The following is a 10,268-nucleotide window of genomic DNA, read 5'->3' as shown; positions in this document are numbered from 1 at the left end:
CGCGTACCGCGGGCACGGTCGTCAAGGACGAGGGCGAGGGCGGCAAGCAGCTCGCCGCGTTCCTCGCCGACCAGAAGTTCATCTAGCCCGCGCCCGTCAGCGCATCCAACGATCGATCAGGAGCAACGAATCATGGCTGAGATCCTGGTTCTGGTGGACCACGCCGAGGGCGTGGTCCGCAAGCCGGCCCTCGAACTGCTGACCCTGGCCCGCCGCATCGGTGAGCCGTCCGCGGTCGTCCTCGGCGCCGGTGCCGCGGCCGCCGACATCGCCGCCAAGGCCGCCGAGTTCGGCGCCGCCAAGGTGTACGTCGCCGACGGCGCCGAGTTCACCGACCAGTTGGTCGTCCCCAAGGTGGACGCCCTGGCCCAGATCGCCAAGGCCAACGACGCCGCCGCCGTGCTGGTCACCTCCTCCGGCGAGGGCAAGGAGGTCGCCGCCCGCGTCGCGCTGCGGATCGGTTCCGGCATCATCACCGACGCCGTCGACCTGGAGGCCGGCGACGGCGGTCCGGTCGCCACCCAGTCGGTGTTCGCCGCGTCCTTCCAGGTGAAGTCCAAGGTCACCAAGGGTGCGCCAGTCATCACCGTCAAGCCGAACTCGGTCGCCCCGGAGGCCGCTCCGGCCGCCGGCGCGGTGGAGAACGTGTCGGTGGAGTTCACCGGCAACGCCGCCAAGGTCACCTCGCGCACCGCGCGGGTCTCCACCGGCCGCCCGGAGCTGACCGAGGCCGCCATCGTGGTCTCCGGCGGCCGCGGCGTCGGTGCCGCCGAGGGCTTCGGCGTGGTCGAGGAGCTCGCCGACGCCCTGGGCGCGGCGGTCGGTGCCTCGCGTGCCGCGGTCGACGCCGGCTGGTACCCGCACAGCTCGCAGGTCGGCCAGACCGGCAAGCAGGTCTCCCCGCAGCTCTACCTCGCGGCGGGCATCTCCGGCGCGATCCAGCACCGGGCCGGCATGCAGACCTCGAAGACCATCGTGGCCGTCAACAAGGACCCCGAGGCCCCGATCTTCGAGCTGGTCGACTACGGCGTGGTCGGTGACCTCTTCGCGGTGCTGCCGCAGTTGACCGCCGAGGTGAAGGCCCGCAAGGGCTGATCCGCCGGCGAGGACCGGAGGGCGTGGCACCGGGTGCTCGGTGCCACGCCCTCCGTCGTCCTGCCGGGCGGTCCCGTGCGGATCGCCCGCGCCCCGGACCGCGGTCGGCGCCCGGTCGGCCCGTAGAGTCGGCCCGACGGTGCCCGGGGGCGGGAGCCTCCGGCGCGATCAGGGCGAGGACGAGGGCGAGGACGGAAGCATGGCACTGCTGACGGCACTTCAGGGCGGCCACGGCGACGCGGCGGACGCGGTGCGGATCGACGGCCGGGCGCTCTCCCGGGAGGAACTGCTCGGCGCGGCGACCGCGGTGGCCGACCGGGTGGCCGGGGCGCCCGCGCTCGCGGTGCTCGCCCGGCCGACCGTGGAGACGGTGACCGCCGTGGTCGGCGGTCTGCTGGCGGGCGTCCCGGTGGTGCCGCTGCCGCCCGACTCGGGCCCCAAGGAGCGCGAGCACATCCTGCGCGACTCGGGCGCGGCCCTGCTGGCGCACGCCGTCGGCGAGGCGGTGCCGGACGGCGTGTCGGTGCCGGCGCTGCCCGTCGACCCCGCCGAGCGCTCGGCGACCGCGTACGCCGAACCGGCCGCCGACGCGACCGGCTTCGTGCTCTACACCTCCGGTACCACCGGCGCACCCAAGGGCGCAGTGATCCGCCGGGCGGCGGTCGCCGCCGACCTGGACGCCCTCGCCGCCGCCTGGCAGTGGACCGCCGAGGACACCCTCGTCCACGGCCTGCCGCTGTTCCACGTCCACGGGCTGCTGCTCGGTGTGCTCGGCGCCCTGCGCACCGGCAGCCGACTGGTGCACACCGGCCGCCCCACCCCGGAGGGGTACGCCGCGGCGGGCGGCAGCCTGTACTTCGGCGTGCCCACCGTGTGGTCCCGGGTGGCGGCGGACCCGGCGGCCGCCGGGCGGCTGGCCCCGGCCCGGCTGCTGGTCTCCGGCAGCGCCCCGCTGCCCGTACCGGTGTTCGAGAAGCTGGCGGCGCTCACCGGCCACGCCCCGATCGAGCGCTACGGGATGACCGAGTCGCTGATCACCGTCAGCACCCGGGCGGACGGCGAGCGGCGCCCCGGCAGCGTCGGGCTGCCGGTGGACGGGGTGCGCACCCGACTGGTCGGCGAGGACGGCGAGCCGCTCCCGTACGACGGGGAGAGCGTCGGCGAACTGCAGGTCAGCGGGCCCACGCTGTTCAGCGGTTACCTCAACCGGCCGGACGCGGACGCCGAGGCCTGGACGGCCGACGGCTGGTTCCGCACCGGCGACGTCGCGGTGATCGGGGCGGACGGCTTCCACCGGATCGTCGGCCGCGCCTCGGTGGACCTGATCAAGAGCGGCGGCTACCGGATCGGTGCCGGCGAGGTGGAGGCCGCGCTGCGCGACCACCCGGCGGTCGCCGACGCGGCGGTGGTCGGCGCGCCGGACGAGGACCTCGGACAGGCGATCGTCGCCTTCGTCGTCCCGGACGGCGCCGTGACGGGGGAACAGCTGACGGCCTTCGTGGCCGAGCGGCTCTCCGTGCACAAGCGGCCGCGCCGCGTCGTGCTGGTGCCCGAACTGCCCAGGAACGCGCTGGGAAAGGTGCTGAAGAAGCAACTGCTCGGGGAGGCCGGGGGCCGCTGACGGCGGGATGACGGACCCTCCGACGGTGACGGGTGTTCACCCTGATGCGCCGTCGGAGCCCGTCGCCCGGGAAACCTTCCTTTGGCGCACTCCACTGCGCGCCGTGAGCGGACGCGTGCCTAACGTGACACGCAGGCAGAACCGAATCCCCGGGTGACGTGCCGTGGCCTCGGGCCCCGCGGCCGGAGGCCACGGCACGTCACCCGGGATCCGCGATCTGCCGAGCGGACGAACCGGCCCCGCCGGGGCGTACCGCGTGTCCGCAGCAGTTTCCGCAGCCGCCGGTCCGGCGGCCGTACGCCGCAGTGCGTTCGCAGCAGTGAAGGAAGTCAGCAGGATGACCACCGTCAACACCGGCGCGCCGGATGCCGCCGACGAACCGACCGGGCAGCACGCCCCCGCCACCACCGTCCGTACCGCCACCGCCGCCCGTCCCTCGCGGGGCGCGCGGATCCGCCGGGGGATAGGAATGGCGGCGGTGATCGCGGTCGGGGCCGGGGCGATCGGCCTCGGCACCGGTGTGAGCCCCGCCGCGGCGGAGCGGGCACCGGCGCACGCCGGGTGGGACGGCTCGCGGTACTGGTTCAAGAACAGCCAGGGGCAGTGGCGCTGGACGACGCACTACAGCGTGTACCTGGCGCGGACCGGCGGGAAGTCCGCTCCGAAGTCCTCCACCAAGTCCTCGTCGAAGTCTTCGAACGGCGGGATCAAGCAGGGCTGGGACGGTTCGCGGTACTGGTTCAAGAACAGCAAGGGGGAGTGGCGCTGGACCTCCCACTACGACATCTACCTGGAGCGCACCGGCGGTTCCTCCTCCGGTTCGTCGGGTTCCTCGTCGGGCTCGTCCGGCTCCTCGGGCGGCTCGTCCGTGGCGGCGGACCGGAACGTCGAGACCGCGGTGGAGTACGCGCTCGCCCAGCTGGGCAAGCCGTTCCGGACCGCGGGCAACGGGCCGGACGGCTACGACTGCTCGGGCCTGGTGCAGCAGTCGTTCCGGCGCGGCGGGATCTCCCTGCCGCGGGTCGCCAACGACCAGTACGCCGCCACCACCCCGATCAACGCGAGCCAGCTGCGCCGCGGTGACCTGCTGTTCTGGTCGCCGGACGGCACCAGGCGGGGCATCCAGCACGTGGCGATCTACCTGGGGAACAACAAGTACGTGGAGGCCGCGCGGCCCGGGACGCTGGTCCGGATCTCCGGGATCAGCAGCGGCTACTACCCGGCCTACATGGGGCGGCCGTAGCCGCGGCGGTCGTGGTCCGTCCGTCGTCGCGCGGGAGGGGTGTGCCGGCCGACCGGCCCGCACACCCCTCCCGCCGGTTCCCGGTCAGCGGCCGAACAGCCGGAGGTCGTCCGGGCGGGGGAGCGCGCCGCGGGCGCCGGGCGCGGTGACGGCGAAGGCCCCGGCGGCCACGGCGGTGGCGGCCGCGTCGGGCAGGTCGGCGCCGCGGGCGAGCCGGGCGGCGAGCGCGCCGCGGAAGACGTTCCCGGCGCCGGTGGTGTCGACCACCCGGACCGCGGGCGCGGGCAGGCGGGCGAGCACCCCGCCGGTGACGAGCAGGGCGCCCTCGCCGCCGAGGGTGACCACCGCCCCCGCACCGTGCCGGGCGAGCGCGCGGGCGGCCTCGGCGGCGGTCGCGGCGCCGGTGAGCCGGCGGGCCTCGACGGCGTCGGCGACCACGAGCGGGCGGCGGCCGGTGGGGCCGGGGTCGGGCAGGTCGCCGGCCGGGTCGGCGTCGTGCAGCCAGCGGGTGCCGCCGTGCGGACCGGTGGTGGGCAGCGCGGCGGCGGCCGCCCGCACGCACTCCGCGGGGACGTCGTTGCTGGTGAGGACGACGTCGACCGGGAGCAGGTGCAGCCGGGTGAGGGCGGTGGTGACCGCCTCCGGAGTCAGCCGGGCGTTCGCGCCGGGGACGACCACGGTGCTGTTCGCGCCGGCGGGGTCGACCATGACGATCGCCTGGCCGGTGGGCGCGTCGGGGTGCGGGCGGACGGCGCCCGTCTCGACCTGTGCGCCGCGCAGATCGGCGAGCGCCGCCTCGCCGTCCGCGTCGCTCCCGATCGCGGCGATCAGGTGGGTGGCGGCTCCCATCCGGGCCGCCGCGACGGCCTGGTCGGCGCCCCTGCCGCCGAACCCCCGGGCCGTACCGGTGGCCGGCACGGTCCCGCCGGGTGCGGGGAGCACGGGGCAGCGCAGGATCCGGTCGGTGGTGACCGGGCCGATGACGACGACCCGGCCGGCGGGGAGCAGCCTCATCGTTCCTCTGTACGCGGCGGCGTGCGGAGCGCGCAAGCACCGTGCGGCCGGGAGCAGCGGGACCGGGGAGCGGAACGGGCGGCCGGGGTCGGAAGGGGCGGCCCGGGTGGGAAGGGGGAGTGGCGGGGCGCAGGGACGGCGCGAGCGGCGTACGGGTGGGGCGCGCGCCGGAAGTCGGCCGGTCCGACTTCCTGTGCGCGAGCCATGGTGGTGGGATGGCGGCGGGGTGCGGCTTTGATGTCGGCCGGTCCCCATATATCCGTACCGCGCCCGTGGCCAGGGCACATGCCCCTGTCAAGAGGCGGGCCGGGGCGCGTGGGCGGGCGCGGCGAGCAGTTTTGGGGAGCGGCGTAGCGCGGGTACCACCTCGGGTGGCGCTGGTTCGGCCGACGGGGGCGCTGCCCGGTGCGAACGGCACCGGGGCAAGTCGAGGGCAGGGGACGTTGTGATCGTCTGGGTCAATGGCACATTCGGGGCGGGCAAGACGAGTGCCTGCCGCGAGCTGGTGGAACTGCTGCCCGGGAGCGTGCTCTTCGATCCCGAGCTGGTGGGCTTCGGACTGCGCCGGATGCTCCCGGCCGACCGGCTGGCCACGGTGTCCGACTTCCAGGACCTCGCGGCCTGGCGCCGGCTGGTGCCGGAGACGGCGGCCGCGCTGCTCGGTGAGGTCGGCGGGCCGCTGGTGGTGCCGATGACCCTGCTCAGAGAGGACTACCGGGACGAGATCTTCGGCGACCTCGCCGCGCACGGGATCGCGGTGCACCACTTCGTCCTGGACCCAGAAGAAACGATCCTGCGTGACCGCATCGCGCGCCGCGAGGAGTGCCCCGGTGACCCGGAGGCCAGCGAGCGGGTCCGCACCTGGTGCCTGGAGCACCTGCCGCGCTACCGGGCCGCCCGCCGGTGGCTGGTCGGCGACGCCCGGATGATCGACACCGGCGCGCTCACCCCGCGCGAGACCGCGCACCGGATCGCCGAGCTGGTCCGGGTCGGCGCCGCGCGCTGCCCCATCGTCCAGACCCCGGACCCGACCGGGGACACCGTGGCCTCGGCCGTGCTGTTCTTCGACGAGCAGGACCGGGTGCTGCTCGTCGACCCGGTCTACAAGCCTGACTGGGACTTCCCCGGCGGGGTGGTCGAACGCGGCGAGGCCCCCACCGACGCCGCCCTGCGGGAGACCGCCGAGGAACTCGGCCTGCGGCTCGACCCCACCACGCTGCGCCTGCTCGCCGTCGACTGGGAGCCGCGCACCGGCCCCCGCCGCGGCGGCCTGCGGCTGATGTACGACGGCGGGCTGCTGGACGACGCGGGACGGCAGAACCTGCTGCTGCAACAGGAGGAACTGCGCAGCTGCCGGTTCGTCAGCCTGGACGAGGCGGCCGACCTGCTGCCGCCGAGCCGCTACCGGCGGCTGTCCGCCGCGCTGGACGCCCGGCGGAGCGGGGAGCTGCGGTACCTGGAGGCGGGGTGCCGGGTGGCACTCGGACTGGCCAGCACGGCGGACGCCGCGTAGCGACCGGCCGTGGCCCCGGTTGGTGGGGTGGTCGGTGCGGGCGTCAGGATGGGGGCATGCCGTTCACGCTGAGCCACCCCGCCGCCGTCCTGCCCCTGCTGCGCGCCGCCGGGGAGCGCGGGCCGCTGGTGGCCTCGGCGCTGGTGGCCGGGTCGATGGCGCCCGACGTGCCGTTCTTCGCCGAGTCGTTGCTGCCCGGGGTGTACCGGCACGGTGGGCTGACGCACGCCTGGTGGGCGGTGCCGACGCTGGACGTGGCGATCGCCGGTGCGCTGGTGGCGGGGTGGCACGGGCTGCTGCGGGCGCCGGTGGTGGGGCTGCTGCCCGAGCGGTGGGCGGGCGGTGCCGAGGCGCTGACGGTCCGGCGGAGGCCGGTGGTCGGGGGCGCGGCCCTCGGGCCGGTCCCCGGCGGCGGGGCCGGGGCTGAGACAGGTGCCGGCGGCGGGGGCCTCCGGCGGGCGGACGTGCTCTGGTTCCTGGCCTCGGCGGCCGTCGGCGCGCTCACCCACGTCGGCTGGGACGCGTTCACCCACGGTGGCCGGCTGGGCGTGCGGCTGCTGCCGGTGCTGGACCGGCCGGTGGCCGGGGTCCCGGGGTACGAGCTGCTGCAGTACGGGAGTTCGGCGCTCGCGCTGGCGGCGCTGGGCGGTTGGGCGGCCCGCGCCGTCCGGGCGGTCGAGCCGGTGCGCCCGGCCGTGCGGCTCGCGCCGCGGACCCGCCGGGCGGCCGTCGTCGCGCTGGGCGCGGCCACCGCGGCCGGGGTGCTGCACCGGTTGAGCCCGCTGCGGCGCAACCTCGTCCCGGAGGTGTGCTTCGGCGCCGGGGCCGGGCTCGCGGTGGGCGCGGTCGGCTACGCGGCGGTGGTCGCGGCCGCCCGCCGGTGGCGTGGCGGGCGGCCCGGGACCGGTGCGAACTCCCGTCAGACGGTGCGCAGTTCGGCGTAGCGGCGGAGGAACAGGGCCTCGGTGAGGGCCATCCGCTCCAGCTCCTGGGGGTCGACGCTCTCGTTCACGGCGTGGATCTGGGTGGTCGGGTCCTCGACGCCGATCAGCACGATCTCGGCCTCGGGGTAGAGCGACCGCAGGGTGTTGCAGAGCGGGATCGAGCCGCCCTCGCCGGAGGTGACCATCGCGGTGCCGAAGGCCTCGGCCATCGCCTCGCCCATCGCCTCGTAGGCCGGGCCGGTGGTGTCGGCGAGGAACGGGGAGCCGCTGCCCCGGCGTTCGACCGTCAGCCGGGCGCCGAGCGGGACCTGCGCCTCCAGGTGGGCGACCAGGGCGTCCTGGGCGGCGTCCGGGCCGGTGCCCGGGGGGACGCGCACGCTGATCAGGGCCTTGGCGGTGGACTGCACGGAGTTGGCGGCGCCGATCACCGGCGGGCAGTCGATGCCGAGGACGGTGACGGACGGACGGGCCCACAGGCGGTCGGCGACGGTGCCGGTGCCGGTCAGGTCGACGCCGTCGAGCACCTTGGCGTCGGTGCGGAACTGCTCTTCCGGGTACTGCACGCCCTCCCAGGTCTGGTCGTTGGCCAGCCCGGCGACCGCCACGTCGCCCTTCTCGTCGTGCAGCGAGGCGAGCACCTTGATCAGCGCCTGCAGCGCGTCCGGGGCGGCGCCGCCGAAGACACCGGAGTGCAGGTTGCCGGCCAGCGTGCTGATCGAGGCCTCGACCACCGTCATGCCGCGCAGCGAGGCGGTCACGGTCGGCAGGCCGGGGGCGAAGTTGCCGACGTCGCCGATCACGATGGCGTCGGCGGTGAGCAGGTCGGGGTGGGCCTCGGCGTAGCGCTCCAGGCCGCCGGTGCCCTGCTCCTCCGAGCCCTCCACGATGATCTTCAGGCCGACCGGGTAGTCGTCGCCGTACACCTGGCGCAGCGCCCGCAGGGCGGTCAGGTGCATCAGGATGTTGCCCTTGCAGTCGGCGGCGCCGCGTCCGTACCAGCGGCCGTCGCGCTCGGTCAGCTCGAAGGCTGGGCTGTGCCAGTCGCGCTCGTCCAGCGGGGGCTGGACGTCGTAGTGCGAGTAGAGCAGGACGGTGGGGGCACCCTCGGGGCCGGCCAGTTCGCCGTAGACGGACTGGGTGCCGTCCGGGGTGTCCAGCAGCTGGATGCCGGTCAGGCCTTCGGCGGCGAAGGCCTCGGCGACCCACTGTGCGGCCTTCCGGCACTCCTCGACCGGGAACTGGCGCGGGTCGGCGACCGACGGGAAGGCGACCAACTCGGCGAGGTCGGTGCGGGCACGGTCCATCAGGGACCGGACGGCGTCGGCCAGGGGCTGTGACATCGGGGCTCCGAAGGGGGCGGTCCGCCCAGGGGGTGGTGCGGGCGGAGTGCGGTCGATTGGGGTACCGCCGATCATAGGCGGAGTCGTCGGGGGCGCTCCGGGGTGCTTCGGGGTGCTCACGGGTCGCCGGGTGGTGCGGCGTCCCGGCAGGTGGGCGGACGCATAGGATTGGTCGACGTGACTGACTCCGGAAGCCCTGATTCCCGTAGCCCGCTCAACAGCCCGCTCGACGAGGCTCCGCAGCCGCCCGACGGCGTCTGGGACGTCGTGGTGGTCGGCGCCGGACCGGCCGGGGCGTCGGCCGCGTACGCCGCCGCCGCGCAGGGCCGTCGGGTGCTGCTGCTCGACAAGGCCGAACACCCCCGGTACAAGACCTGCGGCGGCGGCATCATCGGCCCCTCCCGGGACAGCCTGCCGCCGGGCTTCGAACTGCCCTTGCAGGACCGGGTGTCGGCCGTGACCTTCGCCTACGACGGCCGCTACACCCGGACCCGCCGGGCCGGGCGGATGCTGTTCGGGCTGGTCAACCGGGACGAGTTCGACCTGCGGCTGGTGCAGTCCGCCAAGCAGGCCGGGGCGGTGCTGGTCACCGGGGTGACCGTCACCGGGGTCGAGCAGCGCGGCGGCGAGCACCGGACGGCCGTGGTGACGGCGGCCGACGGGCGCACCTTCGAAGCCCGGGCGGTGGTCGGCGCGGACGGCAGCGCCAGCCGGATCGCCCGGCACGTGGGCGTCACCTTCGACCAGATCGACCTCGGTCTGGAGGCGGAGATCCCGGTGCCGCCGCAGGTCGCCGCCGACTGGTCGGGCCGGATCCACCTCGACTGGGGTCCGCTGCCCGGCAGTTACGGCTGGGTGTTCCCGAAGACCGAGACCAGCAGCCTGACCGTGGGCGTCATCTCGGCGCGCGGCGACGGCGAGCGGACCAAGCAGTACCTGGCCGACTACATCCGGCGGTTGGGCCTGTCCGGCTTCGCCCCGCGGATCGAGTCCGGGCACCTGACCCGCTGCCGGGCCGAGGACTCGCCGCTCTCCCGCGGCCGGGTGCTGGTCGCCGGGGACGCGGCCGGGCTGCTGGAGCCGTGGACCCGGGAGGGCATCTCGTATGCGCTGCGCTCGGGCCGGCTGGCCGGCGAGTGGGCGGTGCGGGTCGCCGAGGCGGGCGACGCGGCGGCGGTGCGGCGCGAGGCGCTGAACTACGCGTTCGCGGTCAAGGCCGGTCTCGGCGTGGAGATGCGGGCCGGCAAGCAGCTGCTGGCCGCCTTCGAACGACGGCCGTACCTGTTCCACGTGGCGGTCTGCCTGGTGCCGGCGGCGTGGCGGGCGTTCGCCCGGACCACCCAGGGGCACACCACCTTCGCCCAGGTGCTGCGGCAGAACCGGGCGGCGCGCAAGCTGATGGCGATGGCCGCGCGGTAGCGCGGGCCGTGCCGGCCGGCGGGGGGCCCCCCGGGGGGGGGGGGGGGCGGCGGCGCCGGGGGGCCGCGGGGGGGGCCCC

General features: G+C 75.7%; 8 protein-coding genes and 1 pseudogene. 7 read left to right on the top strand and 2 right to left on the bottom strand.

Going from position 1 to position 10,268, the window contains the following annotated elements; translation table 11 throughout:
• The 4 genes and pseudogenes from AB0O91_RS40945 to AB0O91_RS40930 all read left to right on the top strand — a co-directional run.
• Positions 1-86 (top strand): annotated as a pseudogene (locus AB0O91_RS40945) (electron transfer flavoprotein subunit beta); the annotation flags it as partial.
• 46 nt (positions 87-132) lie between these two features.
• Positions 133-1,095 carry an electron transfer flavoprotein subunit alpha/FixB family protein gene (locus AB0O91_RS40940; protein WP_363444593.1) on the top strand — a complete coding sequence of 321 codons (963 nt, stop codon included), beginning with the start codon at positions 133-135 and terminating at the stop codon, positions 1,093-1,095.
• A 199-nt stretch (positions 1,096-1,294) separates the two neighbouring features.
• Entirely contained in the window at positions 1,295-2,716 is a 1,422-nt protein-coding gene (locus AB0O91_RS40935; RefSeq protein ID WP_363444591.1) for an acyl-CoA synthetase, read from the top strand.
• A 337-nt stretch (positions 2,717-3,053) separates the two neighbouring features.
• Positions 3,054-3,959: a C40 family peptidase gene (locus tag AB0O91_RS40930; protein WP_363444588.1), complete on the top strand. Its 906-nt coding sequence runs from the start codon at positions 3,054-3,056 to the stop codon at positions 3,957-3,959.
• Positions 3,960-4,043: 84 nt separating this feature from the next.
• Here the strand turns inward: AB0O91_RS40930 and AB0O91_RS40925 are convergent, their stop codons facing one another.
• Positions 4,044-4,973, bottom strand: coding sequence for a PfkB family carbohydrate kinase (locus AB0O91_RS40925; RefSeq protein ID WP_363444585.1), 930 nt, complete (start codon positions 4,971-4,973; stop codon positions 4,044-4,046).
• Positions 4,974-5,418: 445 nt separating this feature from the next.
• Between AB0O91_RS40925 and AB0O91_RS40920 the strand changes: the two genes are divergently transcribed.
• Complete coding sequence (locus tag AB0O91_RS40920) at positions 5,419-6,486, top strand: NUDIX domain-containing protein (RefSeq protein WP_363444582.1); 1,068 nt, start codon at positions 5,419-5,421, stop codon at positions 6,484-6,486.
• Between the two features lie 56 nt (positions 6,487-6,542).
• Positions 6,543-7,430 (top strand): DUF4184 family protein, encoded by an 888-nt coding sequence (locus tag AB0O91_RS40915; protein ID WP_363444579.1) that lies wholly within the window; start codon positions 6,543-6,545, stop codon positions 7,428-7,430.
• Here AB0O91_RS40915 and AB0O91_RS40910 read toward each other — a convergent pair.
• A complete protein-coding gene (locus AB0O91_RS40910) occupies positions 7,406-8,770 on the bottom strand; it encodes a dipeptidase (protein ID WP_363444576.1) in 1,365 nt (454 codons plus the stop codon). The two genes, AB0O91_RS40915 and AB0O91_RS40910, sit on opposite strands and share 25 nt — an antisense overlap.
• Before the next feature lie 267 nt (positions 8,771-9,037).
• Here AB0O91_RS40910 and AB0O91_RS40905 point away from each other — a divergent pair, with 267 nt between their 5' ends.
• Entirely contained in the window at positions 9,038-10,189 is a 1,152-nt protein-coding gene (locus AB0O91_RS40905) for a geranylgeranyl reductase family protein (RefSeq protein WP_363444596.1), read from the top strand.
• Positions 10,190-10,268: the final 79 nt, after the last annotated feature.

This window comes from Kitasatospora sp. NPDC089797, assembly GCF_040684795.1.
Lineage (GTDB): Bacteria > Actinomycetota > Actinomycetes > Streptomycetales > Streptomycetaceae > Kitasatospora.
Note: the sequence above shows the minus strand (reverse complement) of the source record. Positions and strands in the feature narration are given on the sequence as shown.

Coding starts and splice junctions, on each gene's coding strand:
- AB0O91_RS40940 (WP_363444593.1), top strand. CDS start 133: ATGGCTGAGATCCTGGTTCTGGTGGACCACGCCGAGGGCGTGGTCCGC.
- AB0O91_RS40935 (WP_363444591.1), top strand. CDS start 1,295: ATGGCACTGCTGACGGCACTTCAGGGCGGCCACGGCGACGCGGCGGAC.
- AB0O91_RS40930 (WP_363444588.1), top strand. CDS start 3,054: ATGACCACCGTCAACACCGGCGCGCCGGATGCCGCCGACGAACCGACC.
- AB0O91_RS40925 (WP_363444585.1), bottom strand. CDS start 4,973: ATGAGGCTGCTCCCCGCCGGCCGGGTCGTCGTCATCGGCCCGGTCACC.
- AB0O91_RS40915 (WP_363444579.1), top strand. CDS start 6,543: ATGCCGTTCACGCTGAGCCACCCCGCCGCCGTCCTGCCCCTGCTGCGC.
- AB0O91_RS40910 (WP_363444576.1), bottom strand. CDS start 8,770: ATGTCACAGCCCCTGGCCGACGCCGTCCGGTCCCTGATGGACCGTGCC.